Below are 17,247 nucleotides of genomic sequence, written 5' to 3'. Positions count from 1 at the left end.
CCCATATCAAAATACAGTTCCAATATAATCTACAGTTCCATACGGTACACGGTCAGTTCCGCTTCCTGCACCACGCCATCCGATGCAAAGGAGATGCATTTTCCATCCAGTGCAGGATAAACCCGGGGGGAGATGCAGCCGTTGTCATTAATAAACACTTCCAAAACAGAACAATCCAACAGGATGTCCACTTCCACCACCCCGTCCTCAGACCGGCAAAACCTCCCCTTTAACAGGTTGTGGTCCACCTCCTCCAAAAGGCTTGAGCTGCGCAGCGGCACCTCCATGGTCCCTTCCCTGGGATCAATGATAATGTCCGTATATTCTTTTAAGTCTTCGGTGGCAAGCACCCTGATGCTAAACGGGGCATCTGTCTTTACCCTGGCCACGACCTCAACCGTATTGCCTTCCATCCCAAACACGTGCCGTCCGGTGAATTCCCTCAGGGTAATGGATTCCGATTCACGCCTCAGCCGGTCAGTCTCCGGAAGACGCCGGATCACCAGTTCCTGTTTTTCATTCAGGGAGATCACTCTGGGGATTGCCTGCACCCCGGCCCATTCTCCGTCCGTATAGATCAGGCTGCGTGGAAATTCCCTGAGCCAACCCCACAGGTATGTCCTTCCCTGCCCGTCAAAGGAGATCTGTGAGGCAAAGAATTCCCCGTAATCAATCCTTCCGCTTGACTCAGATACAAAACAATACTGGTCGTCCATGGTCCCGATATGGTAGCGGACTTCCCTCTGATTCCACACAGAATATAAAAACAGCAGTTTGTCCCCAAACACCGCCACATTGGGGCATTCGATGATCTTGGTCGGCGTGCTGTTGCTGAAAAATTCCCCCAGATAGGTCCAGTGGCGGGCGTCTTCCCCTGTATAAATATGGACCGCCCCCCGCCTGCCATCGGAAATCCCCGCAATCAGCAGGTACGTCTTTCCCTTGTATTCAAATATAAAGGGATCCCTCCACTGGGTGAGCCTCTTTCCTCCGTGATCCTTCAGGGTAAGTACAGGATTCTCCGGAATCTGTTTCCAGGTAATGCCGTCATCCGTCACTGCAACCCATTGCTCGGAGCCATCGATCTGTCTTCTGTCTCCCGCTCCCACGCTTGTATAGATCAGTTCGATCTTTCCATCGTGGATATAGCTGGACCCGGAATAACAGTTTGTCTCCCCCCGGTCCACCGCTGGATATAAGGCGATGGGCTGATGATCCCAGTGGACCAGGTCCCGGCTTGTGGCATGGCCCCAGTGAAGATTGCCCCAGTGCCAGTCCGTGGGATTATATTGGTAAAACAGGTGATGTACCCCATCATGGAAAATGGGCCCATTGGGATCATTCATCCAGTTTTTTTCAGGTAAAAAATGGTATTTTGGTCTGTGCTGCATAGCGACTCCTCCGTAAAATTTATTTTCAGATATAATAGTTTGTATTTAACCTTTCACTGCTCCCGCTGTCTGGCCGCCCACAATATACTTCTGGAAAATCCCATAAAAGATCAGCTGGGGGATCAGTATGATGATCGTGCCAGCCACCAGACCGCTGTAATCAATGCTGTACGCTCCCCGGAACATGGACACCACCATGGATATGGTCCTCATGGCAGGGTCCTGGATCAGGGTTACTGAAAGAGGGTACTCATTCCATACATACAGGACATTAAAGATCACCACAGTGGCCATGATCGGCTTCATTAGGGGCATTACCACAGACCAGCAAAGCCTGATCAGCCCGCATCCGTCAATAACAGCAGCCTCCTCCAGTTCCGATGGAAAGGATTTTAAAAATCCCACAAACATCAGCGTATTAAAGGAGATGGATGATGCGGCCAGCGGCAGAATCAGCGCCGTGTAAGTCCCTGTCAGCTTCAGGATCACGTTGATCCTGTAAATTGGAAACAGCAGGATATAGGTGGGTATCATCAGGCCGCTGATGATATAAAGATATAATCCGTTCTGCAGTTTTGACGATCTGTATTTTAATCTTGTGAGCCCATAGGAACTCATAAACGTGGCTGCCAGGCAGATCGCCTCCGAAAAAAAGGCAATGATCATTGTATTCAGATACATGCTGCCCAAGGGCAGGATGTCCAGGGCCCGTTTGTAATTGTCCAGACTGAACTGCTCCGGCAAAGAAAAAGGAGTTGTCAATATTTCGGAATCCGTCTTAAAGGACATAAGGATGATCCACAAAAACGGGATGATCATCATCACGGTTATGACTACTACAATGCAGTTAAGTATCCGGTCCATCCTGCGGGCCGCGGTGGTATAATGGCTTTTTTTATCGGAATGTCCCATGTCTATTCCTCCCCTATCCTTTCTCTGGTCACACCAATATAGATAACGGCAAACACCGCTGTGAGCAGGAAGGTCACAATGGCAATGCTCATGCCATAGCCGTATTTGGTGGACTGGAATGTCATGTAATACATATACGTAACAAGAAGCTCGGATAAATGGTTCGGTCCGCCTGCGGTGAGCTGCACTACGATTTCAAATATCTTAAACACGCCTGTGATCAGCAGGATGGTCACGATCAGCAGGGTGGGCTTTATCATGGGGATGGTAATATACCACAGCTTCTTCGCTCCTCCCGCCCCGTCAATACTGGCCGCTTCATAGATATCGCCGGGGATCATCTTAAACGCCGCCATAAATATCGTAGCATTATATCCAAGCACCTTCCACAGATAGACAAATGCCACGGAATAAGGGGTGAGCGTCCTGCCCCCGATCCATTCAGGCTGTAAGGAAACCATGCCAAGCTGGCGCAGCAGGGCATTGACCAGTCCCATGCCTGGGTCCAGGATAAAGACCCAGATCAGCCCCACCAGGATCGGCGCAATGATATTGGGTGAAAAGTTCAGGGCTTTTGCCAGTTTTGTGCCGGGAAAGGCGCGGTCCAGCAATAGTGCCAGCAAAAATGACAGCGGTATGACCGTGACAGCAGACACACCAAGAACGATTCCGGTATTTTTAAGTGCAAGGAAAAACACTTTATCCTTAAAAAGAGTCATATAATTACTAAGACCTACAAATGTGGGAGAACCGATCCCTGTAAAATTCGTAAAGCTGTAGTAACATGCAATCCCAACCGGAACCACCGCAAACAGCGTAAACAGAATCAGGGTCGGCGCCAGAAGAATCACAAATGATTGCTTTTTGCTGAGCCAGCGCATAATCTTGTCCTTTCTTAACAGAGCCGCCAGATTGTTCTGGCGGCCCGTTCCTGTCCCTTGTTTCTCAATTGCCGTGTATTACTGAATGGTTGCCTGTATCCCGTCCAGATAATCCACTGCCTCCCGAGGCGTATAGATCCCATTAATCACACCGCAGATGCTTTCCCTGTACTGATTGATGATCTGGCCTGAGATATACATATCCGGACACACTGCCGGGCTCTCCCAGTCATCATTCATCATTGTGATCACCCTTGCAAAAACAGGGTATGTCTCTGCATCGATCTCCCCCTCATAACGTGTAACCGGAATACTCTGGTTATCCTTTGCAATGATCTCCGTTCCCTGTTTGCCATAATAGAATTTAAGGAAATCGATCACAGCCGCGTACTTTTCAGGTTCCTCCTCCTTAAGGCGCGCAGATACCACGTATGGATGGGCAGGCGCTTTCATGGAAACCTCCTGTTCCCCCACTCCATCCTCAAAGGTTGGTCCCCACCAGTAATAGATATCCTTTGCCAGATCGCTCTGATCAAATTTTTTGGTGTCCCAGACACCGGAATTGAGCATGGCTGCCTGCCCTGACAAAAACTGTTCCACGGACAGGGCATAATCCGTATTCTTAGCATTCTCAGAAAACACGCCCGCATCCCTCATATCGGAAAGCTTCTGGTAAAATTTCAGATAATCCGGATTGCTCCACTTGTCCGTGCCCGCGATAATTCCGTCAATATGGTCATAGAAACCATATCTGCAATGGGCGTTTTCCCAGGCCCAGGCAGTAAACACGTCCTTTCCTCCCTGTGCCACGGGAATGATGCCATTTTCTTTTAGTACAGTGCAGCATGAGATGAAATCCTCATAGGTAACAGGCATCTCAAGGCCGTATTGGTCCAAAATGGCCTTGTTGACCCAAAAGCCATTGGACTGCAGCTCACATGGTATCCCATAGAGCTTTCCGTCAATCTTCAGGGAATCCAGGACATGGGGAAGAAACGTGTCCGTCAGTTCCCGGTCATTTAAAATATCCTCGGACAGGTCTGCCAGATATCCGGCTTTTGCCATCTCCACAGCCACGGGCTGGCGGATCCAGAACAGGTCCGGCAGCGTGTTGCTCTGGGCAGCCATCTGGATGTTTCTTGTCAGGTCATCCGCACTGGCCCCGGTCAGTTCAATGGTCACATTGGGATGCAGCTTCATATACTCCTGCACCACCCCGTAAACCTGGGGAGCCTGCTGTTCAATGTTTGCCACATGCTCGGCAAATGTAAATGTGATCTGCCCTTCCCCTGCCGCGCCCGCTGCCGCATCTCCTGTCTTATCCCCCGACAGTCCTGCCGCAGAAGTTTCCACAGAGGTCTCTCCCCCGGCTCCCCCGGGAGCCTTGGCCTCCCCTGTTCCTTTGCAGCCCGTAAGCAGCGCTGCCATCGCCATACCTGTTATTCCCAGTAATATCCCCCATCTTTTTTTCATGTCTGATCCTTCCCTTCCTCTTTCATGTATCCTACAGAAGTACCTTCATAGAAGTATTTTTAAAAGTATCATTATAGAAGTATTTTTACTGAATTGCGTGTCACCAGCTTTGGATCCAGAACCAGCCTTGCCGGGGGCTTGCGCTCCCCTGTGTCCGACTCTTTGAGCCGTTCCATGATCAGCTCGGACGCAAGGTTTCCAATGGCCTCAAAGGAGTGGGACACGGCGCTGATGTCAAATGCCGCGGTCCAGGCCAGGTCATCATAGACAATGAGGCTTACGTCATCAGGAACCTTGCGGTTCATCTCACGCAAGGCCTGGACCGTACTCACACTGAGCCTCTCCCCCACTGACAGGATCGCCGTGGGTTCGATCTCCCGTATCCTGGTTTTCAGCATTTCCTTAATATTATCCACATAAGTCATAAGGCAGATACACTGTTCATCCATGGGGATACCCAATTCCTGATATGCCCTGGCATATCCCTCCTCGCGTTTGACCAAAAGGGGGTTGGAACGGGTGATCAGCATGATCCTCCTGTGTCCGCTCTGGAGCAGATGTTTCACTGCCAGATATGCTCCCAGCTCATCATCGATGAGTATGGTATCAATATCCGGATACAAGGGCCGAAACAGCTGGAGCAGCGGATAGTTCTGGGCGATCAGCCGGTTCACGGCCTGCTGTGGTTCTCCCAGGGCAGGAACAAAGATCAGGGCGTCCGCCTTACATTCCATCAGCGCCTGTATATCCTTCCCCTCCTGCTCCCAGCTTTCCGCATTGGATATGGTGATCAGATGATGTCCGTACCGGTTCAGGCCCTTTCTGATCTCATTGACCATGGCGCCGTAAAAGGGATTGGTAATATCATCAATGATGACCGCTATGGTTTTCTCCGTATTTCCTTTCTGCGCCGCCTTGTGGACATATCCCAATTCCCTGGCTGCTTTCATCACCTTTTCTTCTACTGTAGGACTTGCATATTGATTACTGCTAAATACTTTGTAAACGGTCGGCACTGACACACCGGCCAGCTTTGCTACATCCTTAATATTGCTCATTTTTCCTCCTTATAGAACAATACGGGATGTTATTTAAAATAATTATCTCTATATTTGCGTATAATTATTTTAAATTTATGAGATAATTATATTTTATTTTATCCGTATTGTCAAGTGTTTTATATGGATTTATCCGTAAATTTAGAGATAATTATCTCTCTACCAGGGAAATGCAGGTGGTTTCACCGGATTATCCACATATTTTCCATATAATTATATCACAATTATTTTACTTTTCAAGATATGTGTAAAATAATTTATATGATATTTTTCCGGTTGTTTCTCCGGCTATGTGTAAATAGGATCCAATACAAAAAACAACTGCACGATCATCACTAAATCGTGCAGTTTAAATCACCACTTATTCTCACTAACCATTCATTCTTACTAACCATTGAGCCCCGTCAAAGCACCGTCCGCTCCACGGCCTTCTTCCACCCCAATATCTTTTCCCGCCTTACCTCCTGGTCCATCCGGGGAACATAGCGCTCTCTTCCGGAATCCCCAAACAGGTCTGTAATGTCATAGAAGCCCAACCGGATCCCGGCCATATAGGCCACACCAATGCCGGAAAGCTCCTCATCCCCAGGCACCTCCACCGGTATCCCCAGAACATCTGACTGGAACTGCATCAGATACCGGTTTCTCGTAGGACCGCCGTCCACTCTCAGGGCGGCAATGCCTCTGCCGGTTCCTTTTCCAAACTCCCGGTCCATTAATACCAGCACATCCTGGATCTGGTAGGCGATGCAGTCCAGGGCGGCTTTTACCAGCTCGGGTTTTCCCGTCATCCGTGTAACCCCGGTAATCAGGGCCGTGGCATCGCTGTTGTAATACGGAGCCCCCAGTCCTGTGAATGCAGGGACAATATACGTCCTGTCCCTGGGATTTGCCTTAAGGGCCAGACCTTCCGTTTCAGAGGCATGTTCAATCAGCCCCAGCTGCTTCTGCAGCCAGGTAATGACAGCCCCTGTGTAATTGATATTGCCCTCCAGCACGTACTGGACCTTCCCTCCCCTGGACCAGGCCAATGATGCAGCCAGACCCTGATTGCTGAACACAGGTGCATCACCTACATTCATCATAACCGATGAACCTGTTCCGTATGTGGCTTTGGCCATTCCCGGCTCAAGGCATCCCTGGCCGAATAAGGCGCCGTGGGAATCCCCCATGACGCAGCTGATGGGGATCGCCTCATCAAACAGCCCCTCCATGCGGGTCTTTCCGAATATGGCGTCTGAATCACAGATTTTAGGCAGGCATGACACAGGGATGCCGAATATACGGCAGATCTCCCTGTCCCATGTGAGGGAGCAAAGGTTTAAAAGCTGGGTCCTGGATGCGTTTGAGTAATCTGTTTTAAACTCAGCCCCCTGGGTGAGTTTGAAAACCAGCCAGGAATCTATGGTCCCGCAGCACAGGTCCCCCTTTTCCGCCAAAGGACCTGCTTCCGGTACATTCTGAAAGATCCATGCCAGCTTGCTGGCTGAAAAATAAGGGGACAGCTCCAATCCGGTCCGGTCTTTGATCATTGCGGAATACCCCTGTGCCTTGACCCCTTCGCAGATCTGTTCCCCCCGGGGACACTGCCATACAATTCCGTGGAAAATGGGCTTGCCCGTTTTCCGGTTCCAGGCAGCTACCGTCTCCCTCTGGTTGCTGATCCCCAGTCCAACGATCTGTCCCGGCAAAATCCCGGCCTCTTCCATCACCCATTTCACAGCCGCCTTTGTATTTTCCCAGATTTCCTCCAGATCGTGCTCCACCCATCCGTTCCCGTCCACGATCTGGCGGTGCTGGATGTCATGCCTTTGGATCATCTTCCCTGACCGGTCAAATATCAGTGCCTTGGTTCCCTGGGTGCTCTGGTCCACGGAAAGCATATACTTTGTTTCATGTTCCATTCCATTACCTCTCAAGCGCTTCCTTTGCCGCAGCCGTGATCCCCGCTGCATTCAGTCCGTAATAATCAAAAACTTCCCTGGATGTTCCGGACACCACCGGACTGTCCGGCAGGGACAGGTTTATCACCTTTTTAGGGCAATGGCCTGCCACTGCCTGGCTTACCATGGAGCCAAGGCCGCCAAAGGGCGAGTGTTCTTCCACTGTCACCACTGCCCGGGCTTTTCCTGCCTCTTTTAAAAGGGTGGATGTGTCAAGGGGTTTTACACAGTACATGTCAATCACCTCTGCCCGGATTCCCTCCTCTGCCAGACAGGAAACCGCATCCAGGGAAGGACGCACCATTTCACCGCAGGCCACGATCAGTACATCCGCCCCCTGTTCCTGCCGGTTCAGCACATTAGCCCGGTCCATCACAAAGGAAACCTTTCCCTCCTCATACACATCCTCCACCGCATTCCTGCCCACCCGTATATAGGCAGGCTTCTCATCCTTTAGCAGCGCCTTCACAAGGCAGGCTGTCTGGTGGCGGTCGCTGGGCAGGTACACCCTCATATTGGGGATGGACGCCATTCCCGCAATATCCTGGGCAGAGTGATGGCTCATCCCCAACGCTCCATAACTGATGCCTCCGCTGATGCCTATGAGCTTTACATTGGTATTGGAATATGCCACGTCCACCTTTGCCTGCTCCAGGCTCCTGGTGGAGAGAAAACAGGCCGGTGACGCTGCAAAGGACTTTTTCCCACTCCTTGCCAGCCCTGCTGCGATCCCCACCAGATCCTGTTCCGCGATCCCTGTCTCCACAAACTGGTTGGGGTGTTCCTTTGCAAAAGGCGCCAGGGAAGCCGAACCTCTTGAATCACTGCACAATACCACGATATCCCTGTCTTTTTTTGCTTCCTCACAGAGAACCTGGCATATCACTTGACGGTTTGCAACCTTATTCATATACAGATTCCGCCTCCTTTCACCTTTTCATCCAGTTCCCTCACAGCTGCCTGATGCTCCTCATCCGTAGGCACCCGGTGGTGCCAGCCCGCCTGGTTCTCCATAAAGGACACCCCGCATCCCTTGATGGTGTTGGCGATCACAACCGTGGGCTGTCCTTTCTGCTGCCTGGCTTCTCCAAAGGCCCGGTCCAGGGAGGGGATATCATTCCCGTCAGCTGTCACCACATGCCAGCCAAAGCTGGAAAACCGCTGTCCCAGGTCATCATGGTGCATGATCTCCTCGGTGGGGCCGGATATCTGGAGCCGGTTTCGATCCACTACAGCGCACAGGTTATCCAGTTTATAATGGGATGCCGCCATCACGCCTTCCCACACGGAGCCTTCCGCCAGTTCACCGTCCCCCATCACCGTGTACACCCGGTAGTCCCTCTGATCCATTTTCCCTGCCAGGGCCATGCCCACGCAGACAGGAAGCCCGTGGCCCAGGGAACCGGAGTTCATTTCAATGCCTGGAAGCTTATTGTTTGGATGGCCTATGTACGGGGAATTAAAAGCCGAGAACCTGGCTTTTACCTCCTCTATGTCAAAAAATCCTTTTCTGGCCAGAACCGCATAATAGCTTTCCACGGAATGCCCTTTGCTCAGGACAAAACGATCCCTGTCCCGGTCATCCATAAGCTCCGGCGAAATGTTCATCTGCCTGAAATACAGGTCTGTCAGGATCTCCATCACGCTGAAATCGCCTCCGATATGTCCGGTCCCGGCCCGGCAGATCATATCCAGCACATCCTTTCGCATTTCATAAGCCATTACTGATAAATCATCCATCTATCATACCTCCTGTATTAGAGCGTGTTTGAAAATTGCTTTCCGTCAGGACGGGCTTTGTGTTCCAACCTTATTCCCCTCGGATATACGCCTTTACCTCTTCCTCGATCGGGTCATACAGATCCGGTTTCACACCGATATACTTACATGCCTCATAGAGCACCGGGACCACCTTTTTATGGATTCCCACACAGTGGTGGATATAGGGACCGCATACCAGCTTATCCTCCAGACGTTTTAAGTTTTCCACCTCCACCCACAGGTAGGTGCCCTTTGTGTAGGGGCCTTCGATCCCCTTTGCATTTCCCATGAGCATGGAATACTCGCCGTTGTCCCCGTCAAATCTGGCCAGCGTCACATCCCCGTATTTGGCCAGGGCCTCCACTGCTCCCGGATGGTCAAATGCCAGCGGATATCCGATCACCGGCTTTTCCTGGGCCACGGAAATGGGCCAGGGACCACAGTGCTGAAGCAGTTCCCCGTTTTCATTGTCCGGATGGCGCACGGTCCAGTCGGCAAAGAACCCTCTGGTCCCGTCCATGGCAGCCGCCTCCACCATAACCGCCGTGATGGCGCCGTGTATGTCCGTCTCGCACACCACCGGCAGCCCCTCCTCGTTTAACAGGGAATTGGCCGCGCAGGGCATGATGCCCAGCTCGCCCTGAAGGGCATTCCAGCACTGGATGGCCACTGCATTGCAGCCGTATTTTACCGCAAGGCGTTTCATGGCCACCTTCATGGCGGCTATATTTTCCAGTTCCTCCTCCTTGACCTTCACATCCATGGTCTGGCGGCAGTATTCCATCACGCGCTTTACTTCTCTGCCCTCCTCTTTGGCCAGCTTCACCTGAGCCGTAAGCTCGGGCATGGGAATGGGCGCCAGCTGGATATTGAATTTTTCCAGAAGTTCCCCCTCGTTGCACATGGTGGACCAGAAGTCAAAGGGCCTGGGAGCGATCTGGAGGATCCTGGTGTTCCTGAACACCCTGACCACATTACAGACAGCCAGGAAATCCCTGATTCCCCGCTCAAACTCGGCATCCTCCAGGCGGCAGTTGGTCATATAGGTAAAGGGCACCCGGAATCTGCGCAGCACCTTTCCTGTGGCAAACAGGCCGCACTGGCTGTCCCTGAGGCGGATCCCGTTTTCATCCGGCCGCTCATCCCTCGGCCCCCAGAGAAGGACGGGAACGTTTAGATCCCGGGCCATTCTGGCCACCACATACTCGGTGCCGAAATTACAGTGCGGGAAAAACAGTCCGTCAATCCCTTCCCTGCGAAACTTTTCCTCTATTTTCAGCCGGTCCCCCTCGTCATAGAGCAGTCCCTCCCCATTGATATCCGTGATATCCACGAACTCTACTCCCAGCTCCTCCAGGCGTTTTCTGGTAAGCCCTGCATACTTGATCGCATCCGGCGCGCTGAAAATGCTTCTTCTGGTGGGTGCAAATCCGATTTTTATACTATTCATCCTGTTTCACCTCATTGTCATGGATTATTTAATGGATTATTTGTAACTGTTACTTATTTGTAAACAGCGCCAGTTTTGCATAGAAATCTTCCAGAATAAACCTGTGATCCACACGGTTGTACACCCGGATGGGGCGGTTCTGGCTGTTCTTTGCATAGGTCATATTATCCGTGATCAGGGGCGCCTGGACCCAGTCATAATCAAACATATGGGCAAACAGCAGTACCCCCACTGCCGGCGAGTCTCCCAGGCACCAGTATTCCCCGGTCCTTGTGGTTGCCCTGGCAAAGGATGTGTGCCCATGCTCTTCCAGCTGGTCAAACAGATACCTGCCCAGCTCCCGGCAGGGACGGACCTTGTACTCCAGCTCCGCCAAAGAAACAATTACCTGGCTGTATACATTTCTGGGAATCTGCCATACAGGCATGTCTGAGTTCATCACCACCCGGGCTGATCTGATATCATTGTTCAGATTGTATTCATACCCGCCTTCCGGATATTTGCCTCCTCCGATCCAGATACAGGTAAGGCGCCCCGCGATCCTGGGCTCCATCAGATAAGCGGACGCCATATCCGTAAGGGGTCCCAGAAAGATCACGTACAGCGGCATGTCCGACTCCTTCATGGCTTCCTCAATGATCAGCCTTGCCCCCTGGGATTCCACAGGCGTCTTCTCATCCGGCAGCCGGCGGTCCGCCCCTTTGTATGCCAGATCCCTTGGAAAATCCATGAGATCCAGCATTTTCAGGACCTCGTCATAGCTGTCCTCCATGCTGTGGGGACTTTTCTCATTGCCGAAATGGGCGGCAATGATCCCCCGGTTGTCAAACTTGGGGCTGAGCAGCGCATGGACAATGGCATACTGGTCATCCGCCTCATTCTTGGCATCTGTATTCACGATCAGCCTGACCATCTTACCCTCGGGTATCCTGAAATGATAATTGTTATAAACCATAATATTCTCCTTTTCATGTTTGTTTTTTAATGCTTTGCATCTCCTGTTGGCCGGGCTTCCGCCTTCCGGCTCCTATTGTTTTACCGCTCCGGCCATTCCTTCCACAAAGTATTTCTGGAAGGACAGGTATACCACCAGCACAGGTACGATGGAAATCAGCACGCCTGCGTTCAGCAGGCCGTAATCCGTTCCATACTCCCCAATAAAGCTCATCAGGCCATTGGGCACTGTCCTCAGTGAATCGCTGGTGATCAAAATACTCTGTAACAGGAATTCGTTCCATGTATTCAGGAAATCCACGATAAATACGGTTGCAATGGCAGGCTTTGTAATGGGAAGTATGATATTATAGTACAAACGCAGCTTACCGCATCCGTCTATGTAAGCGGCTTCGTCCAGGTCCTTTGGAATGGACCTCATAAATCCTCTCAGCACCAGTATGCCGTACCCGATACCAAACCCCGTGTACACCACAAACAGGCCCGCATAGTTGTTGATCAGATTGTAATTGGAAAATGCACGGTTTAATGGGATCAGGGCCATCTGATGAGGCAGCATCATGCCCAGAAGGAAAAATACAAAGATGGCTGTCTTGTGTTTAATGTTCAGACGTGTGATCGCAAATGCAGCCAGGGATTCCACCAGAATGCCCAGAGGGACCTTCAGCAGGCAGATGATAAGGCCGTTCTTCATGTAGGTGCCCAGCCGTCCCTTGGTCCAAGCATCTGTGAAATTGGACCACTTTAACTGGTCCGGCAGGGAAAACAGGCTGTTCCCGGAATAGAAATCCCCCTGTGACTTTAGGGCTGTGATAAACACAGTGACCACGGGAGCCATCCAGAGCAGGGCCAGCAATGTAAGCAGAATATAAAAAATGATTTGTTTTCTTTTCTTCTTCATTCCCGTTCCCCCTTAGTCTTCCTTGGCAGTGTAGATCACATATGGCACAATGATAAAGATCATCATCAGGAACATGGCGCTGGCAATGGCGCTGCCCTTGCCGAAGTTGTTGTACATAAACGTCTGGGAATACATGTAGGTTGCCAGGGTCTCCGTGGCATTTCCCGGCCCGCCGCCTGTCATTACCTTGATGATATCGTACACTTTCATGGCTGCTATAATCAATGTTGCAAAAACAACAACAAATGTCTCTTTCAGCATGGGAACCGTAATATGGATAAAGGCTTTCACCTTGCCGGCCCCGTCAATGGTTGCCGCTTCCAGCACATCCCCGGGAATGGTCTGGAGCCCGGACAGGAAAAGGATCATGGGCTGGCCGATCCCCTGCCAGAGAGCAGCAAAATATACACAGTAAAGAGCGATCTTAGGCTCTGAGAGCCAGGCCACCTTCAGGTTTCCCAGGCCAATGACTTTCAGGAATTCATTGATAAATCCCATATTGGGGTTATACATCCATTTCCAGATAACGCCTACCACAACCCATGAGAGCATATAGGGCACATAGAAAATGGCCCTGTATACCACCCTTCCCTTAAAAGAGCGGTTTAACACCACTGCCAGCAGCAGGGACATGGTCACGGTGAAAAGAACGGTCAGAAGGATCCAGATAAAGTTGTTCTTTAAAGCTGTGATAAATACCGGATCCAGTGTAAACAGATTTACATAATTCTTAAATGCCACAAATTTCTTTTCCCCAATCCCATTCCAGGAAAAAAAACTCAGGTAAAAGGAATACAAAGTGGGTACGATCACCACGGAACTGAAAATAACAAATGCCGGTAGCAAAAACAAGTAAGCCTTTATATCTATTTTTTTCTGTTTCAAGGAATACCTCCTTCTGATGCATAGCCGGGACGGGAATGGGTCTTCAAACACGCCCCTGAAGGTGAGGCTGTGCCTTACAGTGCACATAAGGCACAGCTCCTGACCTCTCTTTTACTGATTCTCTGCAAGATAAGACTGGATGGCAGTCTGCACACTTGCCCCCACTTCTTCCGGTTTCATGTTTCCGATCACCACATTATCCTGTGCCGCAAACATCTGGTCCGCCACCTGGGCAGGCAGGGCCTGATCCATCTGTGTATAGATACCGCAGGCATCCATCAGTTCCATAACGCCGTCCGCAATGGCCAGTGACTCAGGAAGCTGAGCCCCCTTTAGGGCGATGGGCTGCTCAATATTAGAGAATTCAGGATTCTCATCCGCGCTGTAATAGAAATCCCAGAATTTTACAATTGCATCCAACTGCGCGTCAGTTACATTTTTATTTACCTGGGTCATCTTCACATAGGCTGCCATACGTCCGCTTCCGTCCCCGTTGGATTCGGTTGGAAAAGCAAAAAAGCTGTATAAGCTGGTATCCTGCTCCGCGTTCAGGATCTGGGAAGCCATGGTGGGACTGTCAATGATCATGGCACAGGTGCCGTTGTACAGGTACATCCTGCAGTCATTGGGATCCTCGGTCAGGAAGCCTTCATTGAAATATCCCTTGTCCGTCCACTCCTTAAACTTAGCAAATGCCTTTGTCACTGCCTCGGATGTTCCCCAGTCAGTGGTCATATTGTTCAGTCCGTCATGCTCCTCGGCTCCGCCGTAATATTCCAAAAGGTCCTGGATATATCTCATTACGTGCCATCCGTACTGTCCGCCGGTAGCAAAGGGAATAACCCCGCCCGCTTTCAGTGTCTCACACACTGTTTCCAGCTCCTCAAAGGTCTTTGGAACCTCCAGGTTAAACTGTTTAAAAATGTCCTGCCTGTACCACAGGTTCATCATGGCAACGCTCTGGGGAATGCCGCTGAGCTGTCCTTCCAGTGTACACAGTTCCAGTGAGGAAGCCAGATATTTGTCATCCCAATTGTGTTCCTTTGCGTATTCCGTAAAGTCATATGTAAGCCCGTTGGCCGGATAATAACTTGCCAGGCTCCCGCCCCAGTTGTACCACATATCCGGTAAGGTGCCCGAAGATGCCGCCACCTTCAGGTTTGCCTTGATATCGTCTGTTGAATAGTAGGTGGGTGTGATCTTGATCTGCGGATTCTTCTCTGTAAATGCGGCAATGATCTTGTCCTCAAAATCTTTTCTCTGGGCCATGGACCAGAAGGTCAGTTCCACCGCTTCCCCCGAAGCTTCCTGTCCTTTGGTGCCTGCCTCCGTTCCAGCCTGGGCGGAAGCCGCCTGGGTGGTCCCTCCCTGGGTTCCCCCTGACGCTCCTCCTGACGCTCCTCCTGAGCCGCCGCATCCTGTCAGCATACTGCCTACCATGCCCGCACAGACCAATAAACTCAATAATCTTTTTTTCATGCTTCTCTTCTCCTTTGTTTTTATTAAAATTTTAACATTATCTGTCTTACATTCATTACTTTCCATATTAATGTTAAATTTTTTACTAAATTTAATTGAATTAAATTTGACTTTTATTTCAATATTTTCTCAATTTTAAATTTTTTAATTGAACTTATCGATAGTTTATATCAATTTTACCCATTTTTCAATGGATATATTGCATTAATATTGTGATATTTTTTTGTTAACTTTGTACACCAACATTCTCGATTGAATTTCTCCATTTAAATTTATTCAATTATTTATTAAATTTTATTGAATTTCTATTGACGAATCCCCCCACATCTTTTATAATGATGCTATATTAAGAAGACACAGAGCAATATATGAGTGCCGGGCAGCACTAGATAGGAGTTTCCCATGAACAAGACGATCAAAGCCAAAGATCTGGCACATTTGCTGGGCATATCCCCCTCCACTGTTTCCATGGTCTTAAACAACAAGCCTGGGATCAGCGAAAGCACAAGGAAACTGGTTCTTGACAAAATGATAGAACTGGGTTCCCTGTCACCCGCCTACGGATATAAACCACAGACCATTGACTTCATTTACTTTGTCATATTTAAAAAGCACGGAAAGGTAGTGGGTGATACCCCCTTCTTTTCACAGCTGATCGAAGGCATAGAGCAGTCCTGCAAGAGCAGTGGATACAATCTTCAGATTGCGTATTTTAATGAAGGAAGCGACCTCTCCACCACTCTGCCGCTGATCCATTCCAAAGAATGCAAGGGGCTTTTGCTGCTGGCCACGGAGATGGCCCTGGCAGACGCCTCCGTATTCACATCCCTGGGATGCCCCACCGTGCTGTTAGACAGTGCGTTTAACGAGATCGCCCTGGACACCATTGTGATCAATAACAAACAGGCTGCCGGATGCGCCACCAAACAGCTGATCCACAGCGGCCACACCAACATCGGATATCTCCATTCCGCATGCCATATCAATAACTTTTCAGAGAGAAAAGACGGATACCACAGGGAACTTCGCAGAAGCGGGCTGCACATTCCCACGGAGCACGAGTACAAGCTGACTCCCACCGTGGACGGCGCCTACAGTGAGATGAAGGAAATACTGAGCCATGACCCGGTAATGCCCACAGCGTTCTTTGCCGACAATGACATCATTGCCTTATCCGCCATGCGCGCATTAAAGGAAAAGGGATACCGTATCCCCGAGGACATCTCCATCATCGGCATTGACGACATGCCTATGTGCGAACTCATGGATCCCCCTCTCACCACCATGCATGTGCCAAAGCACCAGATGGGCGTACAGGCCGTCAAACGGCTCCTGGAAAAGATCAACAGCAACAGCCGTGAGATCCTTACCATTGAGATACGCACGTCCCTGGTAGAGCGCCAGAGTATCCGTACCGTTAAAGGATAGAGACCAAATATCCCTGTTAGAAGCAAGGTTTTTACAGCCTTAACTATTCTGACAGGGATGTTTTTTGATCCACTTTTTTAGGCATAACAAAATAGATGGGAACCCAAAGGTTCCCATCTCAGACTGTAGACAACTAGCCTCCTAATAGGAGGCGGTTGTCTTTTTTCTTTCACTCAGGATTTCGATGTAGTATAATAGTACTATACGAAAGTGAGGTTTTTTCTTATGATGGGGAAAAAAGATTATTCAGAACGTTCTCAAGTACAGATTGCAAGCCTGGATGACCTCGTCCCTTCCGGTCATTTGGTTCGAAAGCTGGAGGAAGCCATTGATTTAAGCTTTATTTATGACGAGGTTAAAGATCTCTACAAACATTATGGCAGGGAAAGCATTGATCCCGTTGTATTAATGAAAATCGTGATCCTCCAATACGTGTTTGGCATCCCTTCCATGCGCAAAACAATCAAAGAGATTGAAGTGAATCTTGCTTACCGCTGGTATCTGGGATACGGCCTGTATGAGGATATCCCTCATTTTTCTACCTTTGGAAAGAACTATACCAGACGATTTAAGGATACGGATCTTTTTCAAAAGATATTCTCCCGGATTCTAATGGAGGTGGATGCCTGTGGTTTCCTGGATACGGAAAGTCTTTTTATTGATGGTACCCACATCAAAGCCAGTGCAAACCCTCATAAATATCAGAATGAAACCATGGAAAAAGAAGCCCG

15 protein-coding genes are annotated in these 17,247 nt (G+C 49.9%); 2 read left to right on the top strand and 13 right to left on the bottom strand.

Translation table 11 applies throughout. The features are described from left to right. Positions 1-29: 29 nt before the first annotated feature. From ABID13_RS02135 to ABID13_RS02075, 13 genes are all read right to left on the bottom strand, one after another. Positions 30-1,391: a glycoside hydrolase family 32 protein gene (locus ABID13_RS02135; RefSeq protein ID WP_007860918.1), complete on the bottom strand. Its 1,362-nt coding sequence runs from the start codon at positions 1,389-1,391 to the stop codon at positions 30-32. A 45-nt stretch (positions 1,392-1,436) separates the two neighbouring features. Beyond that, positions 1,437-2,303: a carbohydrate ABC transporter permease gene (locus ABID13_RS02130; RefSeq protein WP_082082605.1), complete on the bottom strand. Its 867-nt coding sequence runs from the start codon at positions 2,301-2,303 to the stop codon at positions 1,437-1,439. A gap of 2 nt (positions 2,304-2,305) precedes the next feature. Further along, on the bottom strand, positions 2,306-3,184 hold the full coding sequence (locus tag ABID13_RS02125) for a carbohydrate ABC transporter permease (protein WP_048929879.1): 879 nt from the start codon (positions 3,182-3,184) through the stop codon (positions 2,306-2,308). A 78-nt stretch (positions 3,185-3,262) separates the two neighbouring features. Continuing rightward, the gene (locus tag ABID13_RS02120) at positions 3,263-4,657 is read right to left on the bottom strand and encodes an ABC transporter substrate-binding protein (RefSeq protein WP_048929880.1); all 1,395 of its coding nucleotides are present in this window, start codon (positions 4,655-4,657) and stop codon (positions 3,263-3,265) included. A 71-nt stretch (positions 4,658-4,728) separates the two neighbouring features. Next, positions 4,729-5,715 (bottom strand): LacI family DNA-binding transcriptional regulator, encoded by a 987-nt coding sequence (locus ABID13_RS02115; protein WP_007860924.1) that lies wholly within the window; start codon positions 5,713-5,715, stop codon positions 4,729-4,731. A gap of 404 nt (positions 5,716-6,119) precedes the next feature. Beyond that, positions 6,120-7,619 (bottom strand): FGGY-family carbohydrate kinase, encoded by a 1,500-nt coding sequence (locus ABID13_RS02110; RefSeq protein WP_007860925.1) that lies wholly within the window; start codon positions 7,617-7,619, stop codon positions 6,120-6,122. Positions 7,620-7,623: 4 nt separating this feature from the next. Beyond that, positions 7,624-8,568, bottom strand: a complete 945-nt coding sequence (locus ABID13_RS02105) for a transketolase family protein (RefSeq protein WP_048929881.1) — start codon at positions 8,566-8,568, stop codon at positions 7,624-7,626. Beyond that, positions 8,565-9,398: a transketolase gene (locus ABID13_RS02100; protein WP_045092824.1), complete on the bottom strand. Its 834-nt coding sequence runs from the start codon at positions 9,396-9,398 to the stop codon at positions 8,565-8,567. Before ABID13_RS02100 ends, ABID13_RS02105 begins: the two co-directional genes overlap by 4 nt. A 70-nt stretch (positions 9,399-9,468) precedes the next feature. Beyond that, complete coding sequence (locus tag ABID13_RS02095) at positions 9,469-10,869, bottom strand: L-fucose/L-arabinose isomerase family protein (protein ID WP_045092823.1); 1,401 nt, start codon at positions 10,867-10,869, stop codon at positions 9,469-9,471. A 49-nt stretch (positions 10,870-10,918) separates the two neighbouring features. Beyond that, the gene (locus ABID13_RS02090) at positions 10,919-11,824 is read right to left on the bottom strand and encodes a nucleoside hydrolase (protein WP_048929882.1); all 906 of its coding nucleotides are present in this window, start codon (positions 11,822-11,824) and stop codon (positions 10,919-10,921) included. A 72-nt stretch (positions 11,825-11,896) separates the two neighbouring features. After that, a complete protein-coding gene (locus ABID13_RS02085; protein WP_007860930.1) occupies positions 11,897-12,724 on the bottom strand; it encodes a carbohydrate ABC transporter permease in 828 nt (275 codons plus the stop codon). A 12-nt stretch (positions 12,725-12,736) separates the two neighbouring features. Further along, positions 12,737-13,609, bottom strand: a complete 873-nt coding sequence (locus ABID13_RS02080) for a carbohydrate ABC transporter permease (RefSeq protein ID WP_040415200.1) — start codon at positions 13,607-13,609, stop codon at positions 12,737-12,739. Positions 13,610-13,720: 111 nt separating this feature from the next. After that, positions 13,721-15,088, bottom strand: a complete 1,368-nt coding sequence (locus ABID13_RS02075) for an ABC transporter substrate-binding protein (protein WP_045092821.1) — start codon at positions 15,086-15,088, stop codon at positions 13,721-13,723. Between the two features lie 402 nt (positions 15,089-15,490). Here ABID13_RS02075 and ABID13_RS02070 point away from each other — a divergent pair, with 402 nt between their 5' ends. Together ABID13_RS02070 and ABID13_RS02065 are read left to right on the top strand one after the other, a co-directional pair. Then, positions 15,491-16,516: a LacI family DNA-binding transcriptional regulator gene (locus tag ABID13_RS02070; RefSeq protein WP_048929883.1), complete on the top strand. Its 1,026-nt coding sequence runs from the start codon at positions 15,491-15,493 to the stop codon at positions 16,514-16,516. A 225-nt stretch (positions 16,517-16,741) separates the two neighbouring features. Beyond that, on the top strand, positions 16,742-17,247 hold a 506-nt coding region (locus tag ABID13_RS02065; RefSeq protein ID WP_354020868.1), incomplete at its 3' end, for a transposase.

Origin of the sequence: Enterocloster citroniae, assembly GCF_040545455.1 — a bacterium.
Classification (GTDB): Bacteria; Bacillota; Clostridia; order Lachnospirales; family Lachnospiraceae; genus Enterocloster; species Enterocloster citroniae.
Note: the sequence above shows the minus strand (reverse complement) of the source record. Positions and strands in the feature narration are given on the sequence as shown.